Annotated in this window: 15 protein-coding genes and 1 tRNA gene; 8 read left to right on the top strand and 8 right to left on the bottom strand. The window is 69.9% G+C overall.

Going from position 1 to position 16,504, the window contains the following annotated elements; genetic code table 11:
- The first annotated feature begins 328 nt into the window (after positions 1-328).
- From Pmi06nite_RS22430 to Pmi06nite_RS22410, 5 genes are all read left to right on the top strand, one after another.
- Positions 329-826, top strand: coding sequence for an HNH endonuclease signature motif containing protein (locus tag Pmi06nite_RS22430; RefSeq protein WP_203955030.1), 498 nt, complete (start codon positions 329-331; stop codon positions 824-826).
- 65 nt (positions 827-891) lie between these two features.
- Entirely contained in the window at positions 892-2,466 is a 1,575-nt protein-coding gene (locus tag Pmi06nite_RS22425; protein WP_203955029.1) for an N-acyl-D-amino-acid deacylase family protein, read from the top strand.
- Positions 2,467-2,676: 210 nt separating this feature from the next.
- Positions 2,677-3,969 (top strand): alanine racemase, encoded by a 1,293-nt coding sequence (locus Pmi06nite_RS22420; RefSeq protein WP_239114112.1) that lies wholly within the window; start codon positions 2,677-2,679, stop codon positions 3,967-3,969.
- Positions 3,970-3,980: 11 nt separating this feature from the next.
- Entirely contained in the window at positions 3,981-4,367 is a 387-nt protein-coding gene (locus tag Pmi06nite_RS22415) for a Rid family detoxifying hydrolase (protein ID WP_203955027.1), read from the top strand.
- Between the two features lie 25 nt (positions 4,368-4,392).
- A complete protein-coding gene (locus Pmi06nite_RS22410; protein WP_203955026.1) occupies positions 4,393-5,601 on the top strand; it encodes a hypothetical protein in 1,209 nt (402 codons plus the stop codon).
- Between the two features lie 40 nt (positions 5,602-5,641).
- Here Pmi06nite_RS22410 and Pmi06nite_RS22405 read toward each other — a convergent pair whose 3' ends face one another.
- The 3 genes from Pmi06nite_RS22405 to Pmi06nite_RS22395 all read right to left on the bottom strand — a co-directional run bounded on the left by Pmi06nite_RS22405 (position 5,642) and on the right by Pmi06nite_RS22395 (position 8,744).
- Positions 5,642-6,637, bottom strand: coding sequence for a LacI family DNA-binding transcriptional regulator (locus Pmi06nite_RS22405; RefSeq protein ID WP_203955025.1), 996 nt, complete (start codon positions 6,635-6,637; stop codon positions 5,642-5,644).
- Positions 6,638-7,287: 650 nt separating this feature from the next.
- A complete protein-coding gene (locus Pmi06nite_RS22400) occupies positions 7,288-7,998 on the bottom strand; it encodes a hypothetical protein (protein WP_203955024.1) in 711 nt (236 codons plus the stop codon).
- A gap of 365 nt (positions 7,999-8,363) precedes the next feature.
- On the bottom strand, positions 8,364-8,744 hold the full coding sequence (locus Pmi06nite_RS22395; RefSeq protein WP_203955059.1) for a response regulator transcription factor: 381 nt from the start codon (positions 8,742-8,744) through the stop codon (positions 8,364-8,366).
- A 142-nt stretch (positions 8,745-8,886) separates the two neighbouring features.
- On the opposite strand from Pmi06nite_RS22395, the gene Pmi06nite_RS22390 reads away from it, so the two are divergent.
- Positions 8,887-8,961: transfer RNA gene (locus Pmi06nite_RS22390), tRNA-Arg, on the top strand.
- Positions 8,962-8,989: 28 nt separating this feature from the next.
- Here Pmi06nite_RS22390 and Pmi06nite_RS22385 read toward each other — a convergent pair.
- The 4 genes from Pmi06nite_RS22385 to Pmi06nite_RS22370 all read right to left on the bottom strand — a co-directional run bounded on the left by Pmi06nite_RS22385 (position 8,990) and on the right by Pmi06nite_RS22370 (position 14,143).
- Positions 8,990-9,655 carry a dihydrofolate reductase family protein gene (locus tag Pmi06nite_RS22385; RefSeq protein ID WP_308442525.1) on the bottom strand — a complete coding sequence of 222 codons (666 nt, stop codon included), beginning with the start codon at positions 9,653-9,655 and terminating at the stop codon, positions 8,990-8,992.
- An 86-nt stretch (positions 9,656-9,741) separates the two neighbouring features.
- On the bottom strand, positions 9,742-10,485 hold the full coding sequence (locus Pmi06nite_RS22380) for an MBL fold metallo-hydrolase (RefSeq protein WP_203955023.1): 744 nt from the start codon (positions 10,483-10,485) through the stop codon (positions 9,742-9,744).
- 82 nt (positions 10,486-10,567) lie between these two features.
- Positions 10,568-12,025 (bottom strand): serine/threonine-protein kinase, encoded by a 1,458-nt coding sequence (locus Pmi06nite_RS22375; protein WP_203955022.1) that lies wholly within the window; start codon positions 12,023-12,025, stop codon positions 10,568-10,570.
- Positions 12,026-12,241: 216 nt separating this feature from the next.
- Complete coding sequence (locus Pmi06nite_RS22370; protein ID WP_203955021.1) at positions 12,242-14,143, bottom strand: HsdM family class I SAM-dependent methyltransferase; 1,902 nt, start codon at positions 14,141-14,143, stop codon at positions 12,242-12,244.
- Between the two features lie 211 nt (positions 14,144-14,354).
- Between Pmi06nite_RS22370 and Pmi06nite_RS22365 the strand changes: the two genes are divergently transcribed.
- Both Pmi06nite_RS22365 and Pmi06nite_RS22360 read left to right on the top strand, forming a co-directional pair.
- Positions 14,355-15,077 carry a hypothetical protein gene (locus Pmi06nite_RS22365; RefSeq protein ID WP_203955020.1) on the top strand — a complete coding sequence of 241 codons (723 nt, stop codon included), beginning with the start codon at positions 14,355-14,357 and terminating at the stop codon, positions 15,075-15,077.
- A 101-nt stretch (positions 15,078-15,178) separates the two neighbouring features.
- Entirely contained in the window at positions 15,179-15,829 is a 651-nt protein-coding gene (locus Pmi06nite_RS22360) for a pentapeptide repeat-containing protein (protein WP_203955019.1), read from the top strand.
- 51 nt (positions 15,830-15,880) lie between these two features.
- Here the strand turns inward: Pmi06nite_RS22360 and Pmi06nite_RS22355 are convergent, their stop codons facing one another.
- Positions 15,881-16,306 carry a hypothetical protein gene (locus tag Pmi06nite_RS22355; RefSeq protein WP_203955018.1) on the bottom strand — a complete coding sequence of 142 codons (426 nt, stop codon included), beginning with the start codon at positions 16,304-16,306 and terminating at the stop codon, positions 15,881-15,883.
- Between the last annotated feature and the right edge of the window lie 198 nt (positions 16,307-16,504).

The following is a 16,504-nucleotide window of genomic DNA, read 5'->3' as shown; positions in this document are numbered from 1 at the left end:
CGTCCTGGTTCCGGCGGAGTCGCTGCCTGATGATCACCCTGCCAACGCCGCGCGCACCAACGCAGATCCCGCCAACCCGGATCCCGCCAACGCGGGTTCCGCCAACGCGGGTTCCGCCAGCCCGGGTTCCGCCAGCGCCCACTGCGCCGACGGCCATCCCACTGACGGTGGTCGTTCCGCTGGCGGCCGGTTCTGTACTCGTGCTTCTGGGGCCCGTGCGCCCAGTAACAGCGACCCGGTTGCGGCAGATGCCGGTGACGCCGCGGATGACGATGTAGGCGGCCGGGGTGATGGGTGCGGGCATGCGCCGAACCGGGCGGCGCCCGGGTTGTTGTTGGCCACCGGCCAGTTGTTGTCCGTCTCCGAGCTACACCGTCTGGCCCGCACCTCTTCGCTGGTCCGGATGGTGATGGATGCCGACGGCCAGGTTCTCGACATGGGACGCGCCGTACGGCTGGCCACCGGAGCGCAGAGAAGGGCGGTCTTCGCCCGCTATGCCACCTGCTGGATCGACGGCTGCCCGCTCCCTGCGACGTTGTGCCAGATCGACCACGCCGACAACTGGGTCGACGGCGGCATGACCGACCTGCGCCTGCTCGGACCGGCCTGCCAGTTCCACAACCGCGACCGCTACCGCCGACCCCACCGCTACCAACGCCGCCGACAAGGCAAAGACCGCTGGGCCTACGCCTACACCGGCCGCCGCTACCGCCGCGCCGCCTCCACCCGCATGACCAGCCAGACGACCGGTCAGACGATCGGCCAGACGGCCGGCCGCACGCCCGCCGATGGCTCGGCCGCTCCTGACGGGCCACGTCGAACATGAGCCGCACCACGGTCCGGTTGCGGCCGTGGAACACGTGTGAGCCGGTCAGTGATTCAATCGATCTCGTGACCTTCGATGTCCTGATCACAGGTGGCTGGGTTGTCGACGGGACCGGCGCGCCGGCCTTCAGAGCGGATGTCGGCATCGTCGACGGGCGCGTACGGGCGCTCGGCAGGCTGAGCGAAGCCGCAAGTGCAGCCGCAGCCCCAGCCGCCATCGCGGCCGAGACGGTCATCGACGCCTCCGGGAGGTACGTGCTCCCCGGCCTGATCGACTGCCATGCCCACGGAGACGCGGTCGTCTTCGACCAGGAGATCCAGCTTGCCGCCCTCCGCCAGGGCGTGACCACCCTCGTGCTCGGCCAGGACGGTCTGTCGTTCGCGCCGACGAGGTCGGCGGCCGCGTTCGACTACGCGAGGCGATACTTCGCGGCCGTCAACGGCGCCCATCCGGGGATCGACGGCCCGGTCAGCGTGGCGGAACTGCTGGCGGGCTACGACCGGGCGACCGCGCTGAACACGGCCTACCTCCTGCCTCACGGGACGATCCGCTTCGATGCCATGGGGCCGGCGGAGCGTGCCGCCGATCCTGGCGAACTACGTGCCATGCGAGCGGCTGTCGAGACGGGCCTGTCCGAGGGCGCTGCCGGCCTGTCGACCGGACTCGAATACGTCCCCGGCCGGTACGCGGACGCCGACGAGCTGGCGCACCTCTGTCAGGCACTCGGGGCGTTGCCGTACGTGACACACATGCGTGGTTACGGCGTGTCGGCTCCGACGGGCATGGCCGAGGTCGTGGCGATCGCCGAACGCTCGCGGGCCGCCGTACACGTGTCGCACTACCACGGCCCCGCCTCGACGCTGCTGCCCCTGGTGGAGGACGCGCGCCGGCGGGGAGTGGACCTCAGCTTCGACAGCTATCCCTACCTGCGCAGCAGCACCATCCTGGCGATGGTCACGCTTCCCGCGTGGGTTCCCGCCGCGGACACGGACCATGCCGTCTCCCTGCTGCGGTCCGAGCACGTACGGCTGGCACGTGAATGGGCCGGGCTCGGGGATCTGTGGCCCCGGATCACCCTGTCCCACGCGCCGGGATTCGAGTGGGCGGAAGGGATGACCCTCCCGGCGGCCGCGGCGAAGCAGGGGATGGAGCCCGCGGAATTCTGCCGGTTCCTGCTGATGGAGACCCGTCTCGAGGCGGGCTGCGTCGCGGCTCGCGCGGACGAGGGGCCGGAGGGGGAGCGGTCCGTGCGGGAGATCCTCCGGGATCCCGGCCACACCGGTGGATCGGACGGCATCTACGTGGGCGGCCACCCGCACCCGCGGGGCTTCGGTGCCTTCGCCCGCTACCTCGGCAGGCACGTCCGCGAGCTCGGCGACCTCACGTGGGAGCAGGCGGCCGTCCATCTGGCCTCGCACCCGGCCCGCCGCTTCGGGCTGCCGGACCGCGGTCTGGTACGGCGCGGCCAGGCCGCCGACCTGATCGTCGTCGACCCCCTGCGGGTCGCCGACACCGCGACCTACGAGAACCCGCGCTCACTCGCGGTGGGCGTCGACGACGTGTTGGTCTCCGGCGTCCCCGTCCTTCGCGGCGGCCGGCTCACCGGCGAGACCCCGGGCCGCGCACTCCGCCCGGCCTGATCACCATGCCTCGATCACGCCTGCCGATCACACCGCCGATCATGCCCCCGATCACGTCCGCCGATCATGTCTGCCGGCCGGGAGGCCGCACGGCGGGGGCCTGCGACTCCGCCGGATCAGGCATCGGCCGAATGGTCGAGTACGATCCAGCGAGGCGGTCTGCACCGGGAGAAACCGGAGGGCAGAACCGGACGACCAACAGGGGGCGATGTGAACGTCGTCGATCGCCTCGAGACGACTGACGTGATCGTCGACTGGCAGACGCGCGGGTTCCTCCAACCCGGCGGTCCGGTCACCACGGGGGAGTTCGCCGCAGCCGGACATTCGTTGTTCGATGGCTCGTTCACCTGGCCGATCATGGTCGCGAAGCGCTCGGCCCTGGACCACAACATCGCCACTCTCGCCCGCTTCGCGCGCGACCGCGGCCTGGCCCTCGCTCCCCACGGGAAGACGACCATGGCCCCGGCGCTCTTCCAGGCGCAACTCGACGCAGGAGCGTGGGGGATCAGCGCGGCCACCGCCGCGCAGGTGCTGGTCTATCGCCGTGCCGGTGTGCCACGCGTGCTGCTCGCCAACGAGATATTCGACGCGGGCGCGCTTCGCTGGCTGGCGGGGGAGCTGGAGCATTTCGAGTTCCTCTGCTTCGTCGACTCGGTGGAGGGCGTCCGGCTCCTCGACGAGCATGCCGGCGCCGTGCCGTTCCGCGTCCTGGTCGAGCTCGGACATCAGAGCGGGCGGACAGGTTGCCGCGGCCTGCCGGAGCTGCTCAAGGTCGCCGAGGCGGCCCGGGAGGCTCGCGGCGTACAGCTCGCCGGAGTGGCCTGCTACGAGGGCACCCAACCGGGCCAGGACGAGGTCCGGGCGTTCCTGCGCGAGTTCGTGGGCGCGGCGAAGGCGGTCGCCCCGCTCGTAGACGGCCGGATGGTGGTCTCCGCAGGCGGGAGCGCGTGGTTCGACCTGGTCGCCGAGGAGCTGGCGCCGCTCACGCAGGCGGATTCCGGGGCCGGCGCACTCGTCATCCTGCGAAGCGGGGCCTACGTCGCGCACGACGAGGGCTTCTACCGGGAACGCACGCCGTACAACCGGAGCGGTTCCGACGTGGCGGGGGTCGTCCTCGAGGGTGAGCTCCACGCCGCTCTGGAGGTGTGGGCGCAGGTTCTGTCGGTGCCGGAGCCGGGCCTCGCGCTCGTCGGCATGGGAAAGCGGGACGTGCCCTACGACCTCGATCTGCCATCCGTCCGTGCCGTACGGCGAGGCGGTCCCCTGGCAGTCGGCGAGCCGGCCCCGGGCGCAGCGCAGGACGGGACGCCGGGCGGGATGAGGGTCACGAAGATTCAGGACCAGCACGCATATCTGTCGATCGAGCCGGGGTCGGGCCTGCGGCCGGGCGATCTGGTGTCGTTCGGCATCTCCCATCCCTGCACCGCCTTCGACAAGTGGCGGGTCATCCCGGTGGTCGACGACGACTATGTCGTGATTGATTTGATCAAGACGTACTTCTAGGAGTTGTGAACATGGGTGGCAAGCAGGAGATCCGCACGGCCGAGGGTGCCGCGCCGGTCGGGGCGTACTCGCAAGGTCTCGTCGTCGGGGAATTCGTCTACACCTCGGGGATGGGCCCGCTCGATCCGGAGACCGGGGAGGTCGTCGGCGGCGACGTGGCCGCCCAGACCCACCGCACCATGCGGAACCTCGGCGCGGTGCTGGAGGCGCACGGACTGGGCTTCGACGACGTGGTGAAGGCGACGGTCCACCTGCAGAACCTCAAGGAAGACTTCGCGGCCTACAACGAGGTCTACAAGTCCTACTTCACCCAGCCGTATCCCGTCCGGACGACGGTCGGCTCGGATCTGATGGACATCCTCGTCGAAATCGACTTCGTCGCCTACAAGGGCCGATAAGCGCAGCTGAGAAGGGTCGATGAGGATGGAGAGCTCTCTTTACGCCTTTGTCGAGGACTTCCGGGGCGAGGGTGTGGACAAGGTCCTGGACCGTGTCTCGGCCTACGGCGTGGGAGGCGTGACCATCGCCGCGGCCTATCACCAGGCGAGGGACGTCACGCCGCACGGCTCCTCCCGGCTGACGGTCCGCCGGGACGGTGTGCACTTCCTCCCGCCGGAGGACGTCTTCGGCGGGCTGCGACTGGTCCCTCCGATGCAGGAGGGCGCCCAGGACGAACCGCTTGCCGAGATCCGTCAGGCATGCACCGAGCGTGGCCTGAAGCTTCGCGGCTGGACGGTCTTCCTGCACAACTCGTCCATCGGGATGACGAATCTCGACGTCACCGTGCAGAACTGCTTCGGCGACAGGGGATCGCCCGCCGACCTGTGCCCGTCCCATCCCGATGCCCGGCTGTACGCGGTGGCGCTCGCGCGGTCGGTCGCCCGCCAGGGCGTGGACAGCGTCGTGGCCGAATCGCTGCACTTCGGCACGTTCGCCCACGGCTACCATCACGAGCGCAGCTTCGTGCCTCTCGGGCCCATGGACACGTTCCTGTTCGGGTTGTGCTTCTGCCGTCACTGCATGCGGCGTGCGGTGGACCTCGGCGTGAACGGCGAGGTCGCGCGCGAGGAATGCGGCCGGATCGTCGCGGGCGTCCTGGGCGGCGACCCGCCCGCGCAGGGTGAGGTGACCCGGGCGGCCCTGACCGCGTACGCGGGCCCGGAAGTGGTCGCCTACGCCCGGGCGCGGTCGGAGAGTGTGACCTCACTGGTGGCCGAGGTCTCGGACGCCGTCACCGTCGAGGGCTCGAAGCTGACCTTCGTCGACGCCACCGGCGCCCTGAAGGGACATGCGGACGGCCTGCCGTCGGCGGGACTCGCGGCACATGACGCATGGCAGATCGGCGTGGACGTGGTCGCCTTGGGCGACCTCGTGCCGTCGTTCGCGGTGCCCGCCTACGCCAGGGACGCGGCCCGGGTGGCCGACGACATCGGGGCCTACCAGAGGTCGATCGGCAAGGACCGTGAGCTGCGGGCCGTGCTCAGGCCGGGCGTGCCGGACAGCGACTCCGCCGACCGGCTGGCCGCCAAGGTCCGCGCGGCCAGGGCCGCCGGGGCGCAGGCCGTCGACTTCCACGCGTACGGCCTGGCATCGCTCGAGGTGCTCGACCACATTCCGGCCGCGCTCGCCTGACCGGTCTGGCCGGAGTCACAGGCGGGGGAGAGGGTCCTGCTCAGGCCGACTCGCGGACCACGAGCTCGGTGGGGAGGATCACCGGATCCGCCGGACCGCCCTGGAACAGGCCGAGCAGCAGCCGCACCATCGCGTTGGCCTGCTCGATGATCGGGTGCCTGACCGTGGTCAGCGGTGGTTCGGTGTAGCGGGCGGCCTCGATGTCGTCGAAGCCGACCACCGCCACGTCGTCGGGGACGCGCCGGCCGGACAGCCGCAACGACTGCAGGGCTCCGATGGCCATGAGGTCGTTGCCGATGAACACGGCGTCCAGGCCCGGGTCGTCCTCGAGAAGCTGCCGCATGGCGATGGCGCCGGACTCACGGGTGAAGTCCCCGATCGCCACGATCGAGCGCCGGTCGGAGTCGCGCAGCGCGTTGCGGTAGCCGGTCAGCCGGTCCTGGCCGCCGATCATGTCCTGCGGCCCGGCGATGGTGGCGATGCGCCGCCGACCCCGCTCGAGCAGGTGCCGGACGGCCTTCTCCGCGCCGCCGATGTTGTCGTTGTCGACGTACGGCAGGGGCACGGGGACGGCGGGCCTGCCGTACGAGACGGTGGGGACGCCCATCCGCGCGATGGCGGCGGGAAGGGGGTCGGCGCCGTGCATCGAGATCAGCATGACCCCGTCGACGTGGCCGCTGGCGATGTAACGCTCGATCCTGGAGTGGCTCTCGGGAGAGCCGGCCAACATGAGCACGACCTGCTTGTCGGAGGCCTCGAGTTCCAGGCTGGCCGCCCTGATGACCGTGGAGAACATCGGGTCGTCGGAGAACACCCGGGTCGACGGCTCGGAGACGACCAGCGCGATCGAGTCGGTCCGCTGGGTCACCAGACTGCGCGCCGCGGAGTTGGGCACGTAGCCGAGCTCGTCGACGGCGCGCATCACGGCATCCCTGATCTGCGGGGTCACGGTCATCTGGCCGTTGACGACCCGGGAAACGGTGGCGCGGGAGACCCCTGCCCGTGCGGCGACCGCCTCCAGAGTCGGTCGCTTCATGCGCCCCCCTGCCGACCGTTGCATGTGATGACCTCCCGGATATCACGGAGCGCGTCCTCGGGAACGCGCCAATGCGTCCCGAAGCCGGTGCCCGACGATCCCGATTGTTCGTGCGGGACCTGGGGCCCGCTTGAGATTCTCCTGGAGTGACCATACGAGATGGTCACGACGCTGTCGGCCGAGCCGGCCGTGTACGGGAGCCCCGGAGGCCGTGCGGCTGCAGGTAGCAGATCACCTCAGACCCGACTGGTCCGGATCTTTCCGGGCGTGTCATCGGGCTGCCGGCCGGGTGAACGCGCACGTCAGGCCGGTCCTGTCCACCAAGCGCCCACGACAGGCGAGGGGCGGCCGATGGAGAGCGCTCTCAAAATCTTGCAGAAAGATTTTCTATCTGTTGAAACCGGGTCTACACGGGTTCTACGCGAATCAGCCCCATCGCGCTGAGAGCGTTCCCGGCGGCGCTCGCTCTTCCGGCGCGCCCTGCCCCGCGACGAGCCTCGTCCTGGGGGACATGGAGGGGGCGGGCGGGGAATCCGAAACGGAATCGGGGATCATCATGGACGAGCGACCTGCGCGGGTACTCATCCTCCCCGCGCAGGCCGCTCCATCCCTCCCGTGCTCCTTCTGTGCTCCCTCCGCGTTCGGTGGGGTCAGTCGGTCGGCTCCTCCGTGGGCACAACCGGCGCGGACTCACCCGGCGCCGGTGACTCCGACGGCGCCCCGGACTCGTAGCCGGACGGCACCGGCGTGGTGGGCTGCGGTGAGGTCACCGCGCCGCCGGCCCACGGGGGCCACGGAGGCTGCGTCAGGTCCGCGAGAAGGATCGCCGTGGACGAGTTGCCCTGGGCGGCACTGATCACCCAGACCTTGTGTCCCGACTTGACCCCGCTCAGTCCTTCTCGCCCGGCGCAGATGCGGGTGTTGGCATCGATCGAGTAGGTACGGGCGAAGCCGTCCTCGCTCTTGACCGAGACGGAGTTCTGCTGGATCGAGGTCACGACGCCGGTCTGCGTGGTGACGGTCTGGTAGCCGCCCCCCTGCTTCGGAACCACGAGTTGGCCGTGGATGGCGTTGAACGGGCCCTGCATCTGCTGGGACGGTCCGGACGTCGCGCCCGGGGTGGTGGCGGGGGTGGGAGCGCCGGTAGCCGGCTCGGACGGGGCTCCTGGGCCTCCCGTCTCCATGCCGGACGGGCTGGGAGTCGGCTGGGCCTGGCTCGCCAGGTTGCCCGCGGCCGCCACGCCGACACCCGTGGCGACGACGAGAGCCGTGGCGACTCCGAGGATGAGCTTGTGCGGCGCTTTCCGCCGCGTGGGCCGTCTACCAGGGAATTCAGGTGGGCGGATTCCGGGCTCAGGCATCGAGATTCCCTCCCCGTCGCTGGTTCGGTCACCGGCTCACGGCCACAGCCCTGTACGCCACTGACCTGTGCGGTTCGCATCCAGAGGTGCTCAGAGTGCTCCGAGGCGCTCAGAGATGTTTCAGAGATGTTCAGAGATGCTCAGAGGCGCTCGGAGGTGTGCGGAGCTGAATCAAGCTGGAATGGGCTCTGCTGACGTGAGCTGGCTCGAAGGGCGTGCAGAGGCATCGGGATCGCAGGGTCAGCCGCCGGAATGCGATGGTCGGCTGCCTCAGTCCCTTTGTTGCGGGCCTACCCTATTAATCGCCTTATTCACCGTATTGCCGGTAAAGGCATCTCAAGTGCTGATTGCCGGAATGCGACTCGTCACTCGGCCGGGCCGGCGCCCTTGGCGAGGTCACGCACGAGCTCGATCAGCTCGGCCGGGTCGAACGGCTTGGTGAGGTAGGCGTCGACGCCGATGCCGAGGCCCCGCCGTCTGTCGTCCTCCTGCGCGCGGGCGGTGATCAGGACGACCTTGATGTGGCGGGTGCTCTGATCGGCCCGCAGCCTGGTCGCGGTCTCCCAGCCGTCGAGGCGCGGCATCATGACGTCGAGGGTGATGACGTCCGGATCGACGTCGTGGACACGATCCAGGCAGTCCTGTCCGTCGTAAGCGGTCTCGACCTCGAACCCTTCCAAGGTCAGGTTGACCGCGATCAGCTGCCGGATGACCTCGTCGTCATCCACGACCAGCACTCGCCCCATAAGCTCACCCACGGCCGCCAAGCTAACCCCTGCGCGGGGGTTGGCGTGTCGTTTTGAGGATCTGAATGTGGGGGAGCCCCTGAGGGCCTCATATCGTGGTGAGATCGCCCCGCGAGTGCTGGTAGCCTTGTCACGTTGTTGAGCCCCCTTAGCTCAGGGGATAGAGCACCGGCCTCCGGAGCCGGGAGCGCAAGTTCGAATCTTGCAGGGGGCACCAGATCCTGACCAGCGAAAACAGCTGCTGATCAGGGCGAACAACGTATAAACGGGCGGGTCTCCAATCTCATGGAGTCCCGCCCGTTCTCATTGACGCTCACTGTCTGTGGGCCAGTCGTGGACCAAAGGACCAATCGCGCCACGCGGTAGCGCAGGTAGACGACTCTTGAGTCGAAGGTGCGGGTCTCGACGAGTTCGAGATCAACCCGGCGCTCGCGCTGGGGAAAGAACGGAATGCCACCGCCGACCAGCACCGGACAGACCCGGGCCCGGTACTCGTCGATCAGACCCGATGCGGCCGCCTCGGCGGCGAGAGTCGCGCCGCCGATCGCGATGTCACCCTCTCCCGGCTCGGCGCGCAACCGTTCGATCTCCTCCGCCAGGCCGCCGGAGGCCAGGCGGGCATTGCCCTGCACCGCCGACAGCGTGGTGGAGAACACCACCTTCGGGAGCGGCTTCCAGAGCGCGGCCCACACGAGCATCGACTCGTCGAGCGACGGATCCTGGTCGGCGGTCTCCCAGTACAACATCGTCTCGTACAGCCGCCGTCCCAACAGGTGGACGCCGACCTGTCGTATCTCGTCGGTGACGAAGCGGAAGACCTCCTCGTCGGGCGCCGTCCAGTCGAAGCCGCCGTCCGGACCGACGATGTAGCCGTCAAGTGAGACGCTCATCGAACAGGTCACGCTGCGCATCAGAGGTCCTCCTCGATAACGGGGTCGACAGTACGACCGCGGCCTGTCGGGGGTGCGGTTGGTCATCTCCGACGCCCACGCCGTGCTCAGGAAAGATCGACGACGAGGCCGGAAGCGGCGATGCCGATCTCGCCGTCGTATTCGGCTCCGGCTGCGGCTCGCGCGGCTGCGACGTCTGTTCCCGGCTGCAGATGAGTCAGCAACAGGTGCCGGGCGTCTGCCTCCCTGGCGTGCCGGGCCGCCTGGCGGGCGCTCGACAGGTGGCGCCGCGAATCCTCCGGGACCCGGTCCACATAGGTGGCCTCGGCCAGAAGCAGGTCGGCTCCGCGCGCCAGATTCACCACCTCGGGGCTCGGGCCGGTGTCGCCGGTGTACGCGAGCACCCGCTCGTCCGCGGTCAGCCGTATGCCGGCGTTGGGCGCCGAGTGCGGCAGCAGACGGGTCTGCGCGTGGAACGGGCCGATGTCGAGCCGGTCTCCGGCGGTGAACTCGCGCAGGGCGTAGGCGTCGGTCAGCATCCCCGGGCGGTCCAGCGCGAGTACCGCATCCAGGGCGGCGGGCAGCGAGTACACCGGCAGTGGCGCCGGCGGGTCCTCACGCAACGCACGCGCCCGCAACAGCGGGTTCAGGTCGGCGCAGTGATCGGGATGTCCGTGACTGATGAACACGGCGTCCACCTGATCGGCGGTGATCCGTTCCAGCAGTCGCGGCACCGTCGCATATCCGGGATCGACGAGTAGCGTGAACCCGTCGTGCTCCACGAGATAACCGCTGCAGGCCTGGCCCGCCCCCGGCCACACGCCGCATCCGCCCAGGATCGTCAGCCGCATCCATGAACTCTAAAGGCCGGCCTCCTGGCCGACGACCGCCGCGACCGTCTGCGCGCCGTCGTCGCGGATCCGCGGACGCCGTTCACATGCGGCGCCGTGACGCCTCATCCTCCATGCGACCGCGCAGCGGCAATCGGACGGTCACGTTGACCCAGAGGGCGTGGATGAATCCGGCGGGCCACAGCAGGAGGATCATGACCACGCCGATCGTGGTCTGAAGAGGGTCGTTCTCGAGCGGGTTCGTCGGCTCCGGTCCGGTGTCGATCAGCGCGAACGCGGTGACCGGCAACACGAGATAGACGGCCGTGACGACCAGCCACGACAACCGCCGGTGCCGGGCCGCGATGTACGCGAAGGACATCCAGGCGCCCGCGCCGAACAGCAGGGTCGGGGCGATCCACAGGCTGTGCGTGAACGTCCAGCGGGCGCCGCGGGGGACCGACGGTTCGGCCCCGTACCAGCGGGAGCTCGTGCCGTACGGATCGCGCGTCGTCCTGGCGGCTCTCCGCGCCCGGGGAGCCGAAGGGACTTCGTCCGGCCCGGGCCACGGGCGACCGGCGTATCCCGAGCCCGATGAACCCGCGTCGTGCACACTCCCGGCGTGCGGAGCGCCCGCCGCCCCGGAGAGCCGGACGAGCACGCGCGAGTAGAGGTGCATGCCGCTCTGCCCGTTCGCGACCGGATCGACGTCGCCGAGCGGCCCCGGTTCCGCCACGTACGGCAGGAGCCGGCCGTAGGTCTCCTCGGCGTCCGCGGGCCGCTGCGCCGGTTCCTTCTCCAGCAACTGCATGACCAGCGTCTCCAACTCGGGGTGCACGTCCTCGCGGAGCAGGGGCGCGGGGACCTGCGAGAGATGCTTGTGGATCAGGGCGCCAGGCGAGGTCGCCTCGAACATCGGCGCGCCGGCGAGCATCTCGTACAGGACGCAGCCCAGGGCGTAGAGGTCGGTGCGCGGGGTGGCGTCCCGGCTGTGCAACTGCTCGGGCGCCATGTACGCGAGAGTGCCGATGGTCTCTCCCGTGCTCGTGATCCGTAACATCCCGGCCTGGTCGAGCACGGCGGCGACGCCGAAGTCGAGGACCTTGACGGTTCCGTCCCGGGTGAGCATGACGTTCTGCGGCTTCACGTCCCTGTGGACGAACCCGCGTTCGTGGGCCGAGGTGAGCACCGCCGCCATCTGGGCCGCGATCCCGGCCGCCCAGGCGACCGGGAGCGGCCCCTGCTCCGCGATGAGGTCGCCGAGCGTGCAGCCGTCGATCAACTCCAGGACGAGGAAGAGCCCGCCGTCGTAGGTCCCCGCGTCGTACACGGCGGGGACGCCGGGGTGTTGCAGACCCGCCATGACGGCCGCCTCGCGGGCGAACCTGCGCACCAGGTCGTTCGGCTCGGCGCGGTCCGCGAGGACTTCACGGGTGAGGATCTTGACCGCGACCCGGCGTCCGAGCCGCTGGTCCTGCCCTTCCCAGACCTGGCCCATGCCGCCGCGGCCGATCGGCGTCAGCAGTGCGTAGCGTCCGGCCAGAACCGTGTGGTGCCCCACGTTCCGTCTCCTCACCGCAGAGGCGTCGTCCAGCCCGGCTTCGTCGCGGCCGCCGAGGCACGCGGCGGGGCGAATCGCCCGAAGCCTGCACAGACGGTATCGCGCTCCGCGGTGGCGTCACTCACCGTTCACCCAGCCGTCGAGACCCGGCCGGCGAACGGGCGCGAACCGCTCACGCGACGCGGTTCACCCGTGGGCCGGGTGGGCGCCGGACCGTCAGATCGACGGCCAGTGGACGGGGACCTCACCCGGAGCAGGGACGAGCGTTCCGTCGGCCGTTCCGTCGGCCAGGAGCCGGGCCATCTCCTCCCCGAGGGCGACGCTGGACCGCAGGGCGGACTCGAACTCCGCCATCCGCCGGAACGCGACGCCGTAGCGGCGCTGCTCTTCGATCGGCAGCCGGGGCATCCGCGCGCGCCGGATGTCCACCCGGCCGGTGGTCCCCGTCGTCTGCACGGTCGACGTGCGCGCGTTGGCGGAACTGCCCAGCACTCCGGCGAGGAAGTACGGGTCGAGCCGTTCCGGGTCTACCCGCAGCAAGGACAGTTGCGGACCGAGCAGGGCGCCGTCGCCCTCCACGACCCGGGCCGCGAAGCGGTGGGCGGCCGCCGCGATCACGATGTCACCGGCACGGGTCGCGATCCAGCGTCCGTCCGCGGGCGTCGCACGCGCCGAGGCGGCCCGTCCCTCGATGACGTCCTCGACGGTGAGCAGCGGTTGCCCGTCGCCGGCGACCTCTTCCTGGTCCCTGCGCAACGGCGCCTGGTGGATCGTGAGATATCCGATCCGGGCGAGTTCGGCGATCAGGACGGACGGCGACTCCTCCTGATCCACCGACGGACGTACGGCGGGCAGCAGCCCGCCGAGCCTCTCGAGCAGCGCGGTCAGCCGGTCGTGGGTCTCCAGGAACCGCTCCGCCGTCCGTTCCGATCCGGTGGCGGACAGGTGAGGGGCCGGGGTGAGGTCCACGTCCTCGTCGAGGAGGTCGATGATCGGCACGGCCCGGCTGACTCCCGGCTCGTCGTGCTCCGGGTCGTTCCGGTAGGTCTCCCAGGTCGAGACGATCGTCTCCTGGTCGGCGTCGTCGATCATGAGGAGGGTGGCCGGTGTGCCGCCCTCCGGGCGCTGCAGCACCCACACGTGCTGGGCCGCGGAGAGCGCGATGACGGCGCGCAGCGCCCCCGTGCGCAGCAGTTGGGCCCGGATCCTGCGGCCCGATCTGCGGCCCGCCGCCACCGCGGGCATCAGGACCACGGCCCGTCCGCCGGGGGCCACGTGGGCCAGCGCGTGCTGCACCCAGGCCAGTTCGGGCTCCAGGCGGGGAGGCAGGCCGTACTCCCAGCGCGGGTCCGCGGTCAGTTCCTCGTGTCCCCAGGTCCGCACGTGGAAGGGCGGGTCGCACAACACCGCGTCGGCCAGCACGTCCGGGAAGGCGTCGGCACGCAGGGAGTCCCCCGTCCGGATGGCCGCGTCGTCGTGCCGCAGGGCCAGCCGTACGGTGGCCAGGGCAGTGGTGCCGGAGTCGGCCTCCTGCCCGAGCAACCGACGCGCGGCGCCGTTCTCGGCGGCGGCCACGAGTAGTTCGCCGGTCCCGCAGGCCGGATCGAGGACGGTCGCGGCGTCACCGGCGAGCGCCGCCATCACCGCGGCGACCTCCGGGGGAGTGGCTGAGGCACGACGGCCCTGCGCCTCCCAGTAGCGGCCCAGGAGGAACTCGAACGCCGGGGAGGCCCCCCACTCGGCCGCCAGGTCGGCCACCGCCTCGGCCGCGCCGCTCCTCGGGGGCGGTGCCGCGGACGGGCCGGGAACCGTCTCACCGGCATGTTCCTTCACCAGCGCGTCTCCCGCGGCGGCGAGCACCCCGCCCAGTTGCAGATCGTCGCCGGCTTCCGCGCGCAGTTGTTGCCAGGCCCACTCCTCGACCGGAAGCTCGCGGAGCTTGCCCTGGTCGCGAAGCCACGTCTCCACCTCGGGCAGGGCGAAGACAGGACTGATCGGCGTACCGCCCACGGGCTGCGGGAAGTCGGGATGCCTGCGACGCCAGTTGCTCACCGCCGCCCGGCCGACTCCTGCGAGCCGGGCGATGTCCGTGGCGCTCACCGTCGCTTCGTCCTGCACGCTCGGCCCCTCTCCGCTCCGGCGCTCGTCCCGCTGTATCCGGTCCTCAATTCGCGTCGGATGTCGGGAAGCCTACCCGTAAGCGCACATTGAAGGAACAAGCGGGATAGTTGTAAATTCAATGCACATCTGCTTGGCTAGGCAATCACAGCAACGAATAAAGCGCCCGGTTGATCTCGTCAACGGCGGTCGTACGTCTGGAGAACCCGAAATGAAGACCTTCGCCGACAACCCCCTCCGGATGGGCGCGCTCCTCGCCGCCGCCGGCCTGGTCGTTCTCGCTGCAGGCGGTTGCGGGGGCACCGCCGGCAGCGAGAACCCGGCCACGCCCCCGGCCAAGGCGCCGGTCGAGAAAGTCCTGACGGGGACCGAGCTGAACGCGATGCTGCTCGCCGCCGACGCGATGCCGAAGGGCTTCAAGCTCAACTCCGACGGCGCGCGCAACTCCGGCGACATTCTCACGGAGGACTCGACCAGCACCGTGCCGCGGAGCAAGGTGTGCGGGATCCTCTTGCAGACCGCATGGATCCGGGCCTCCGGGATCGAGGGCGCCGGCTTCGCGCAGAACGACTACACGGGCCCCGGCCAGAGCGGGCAGTTCGCGCAGGAGATCGACACCTTCCACGGCGACAACGCCAAGAAGGTGATGTCGGCGCTCCGGAAGGCGTTCGGCTCATGTGCCTCCTTCACCGACAAATCGGATGGGATGACGGCCAAGGTCAAGATCGTTAGGACCGCCGTCCCCGGCATGGGCGACGAGGCGATCAAGGCGGTCGAGACCTCCCCGGCCTGGCAGGGCGGCACCACGCTCGTCGCCGCGCGGGTGGGCAACGCCGTGGTGACCACGCTGTACAACTCCAGCGGCAAGGACAAGGGCGCGGCAGGGGTGAAGATGACCAAGGCCATCGTGGAGGGCGTCGAATCCGCCCAGTGACCCCCTCGGCGGCCTGCCGTGCAGGCCGCCCTGCGATCACCTCCGGCGCGGCCGGTCACTACGATCGATCCACGTCTTCCCCGACCGCACGGAGGTAGGTCATGCCGCGACCGCGTGAACGTGACGACCTGCCGTTCGCGGCGCATCTCGAACCGCACGCGGGGCGCCTGGTCCCCTCCGGCGACTACGACACCGCACTGTTCGACGGGAACGCCTTCGACGAGACGGACGCCGGTGACGCCCGGTTCATCGAGTGCGCGTTCTCCGGGGTGACCTTCACGAGTGGCCGATACCGGCGGGCGCGGTTCGCCGACGTGTGGATGCACACCGTGAGATGGGTGGGCTCCGACCTCGGCGAGACGACCTGGCTGGACGCCGAGGTGGTCGCGAGCGCGCTCGCGGGGATCCAGTTGTTCGGCGCGGAGATGACCCGCGTCGTGTTCCACGACTGCAAGCTCGACTCGCTCAACTTCCGCGGCGCGACGCTGCGGGAGGTGTCGTTCGTGAACTGCAGGATGGCCGAGGTCGATTTCGCCGGCGCGACGCTCACCGATGTGACCTTCCCCGGCTCGCTGCTCGAGGGCACGAGGTTCGACAAGGCGCGGATGAGCAAGGTCGACTTCACCCAGGCGACGGGCTTGGGGGTGAAGGACGGGTACGACTCGCTGGCCGGTGCGACGATCAGCGGCGTGCAACTGCTCGACCTGGCGCCGATGCTCGCCCAGACCCTCGGCATCCGAGTCGCGCAGTGAGAGGTTCCGGCTTCTGAAAGGCTCCCGGTGTGGAGGGCTTGTCGGTTCTCGTCATTCCGGTACGGCCCGCAGGCGCCGCCGGTGCGTCACGAGACCGGCGACGCACACCACCAGGCTCAGGGCCAGCACCACGAGGAATACGGCGATCATCGGATTCACCCACGAGGGGACGAGGTCGTAACGGGTGCCGTCGGCCCACACGCAGGTCTGGCGCACGGGCAGCGACAGGTGCTCCTCGATGGTGACCACGTCCGAACCCGCCGCGGAGCCAGACAGCCGCGATCTGTCGCAGATCTCGTCGGGGTCGAGAAGGTAGAAACCGGATCCCACGCCCGCCGTCCAGCACAGGCCCGCGCCGATCACCGACATCGCGGCCACCTCGATGGCCGCTTTCAGCGACGAGTCATGTGTCGGCCCCGGCAGTCTCCGCCGTTTGAGCGCGCGGACGGCGCGCCAGGACAGCCGAATGGCCAGCAACAGAAAGACAAAGGGCGCAAATATCAGACATAAGAGGAAAAAGTATGTCATTCCGGCACATTATCGCGAAGGTGTGAGCGGCTCGGTCGTGCTGAGCCATTCGACCACGTTTCAGGCGGAACGTTCCAGTCTCGAAGCCCGCCGGAAGCCCGCGCCGGAGACCGCTCGGGGGCCCGCCAATCAGGTCCGGCCCGCCGG

It is taken from the genome of Planotetraspora mira (genome assembly GCF_016863275.1).
Classification (GTDB): Bacteria; Actinomycetota; Actinomycetes; order Streptosporangiales; family Streptosporangiaceae; genus Planotetraspora; species Planotetraspora mira.
Note: the sequence above shows the minus strand (reverse complement) of the source record. Positions and strands in the feature narration are given on the sequence as shown.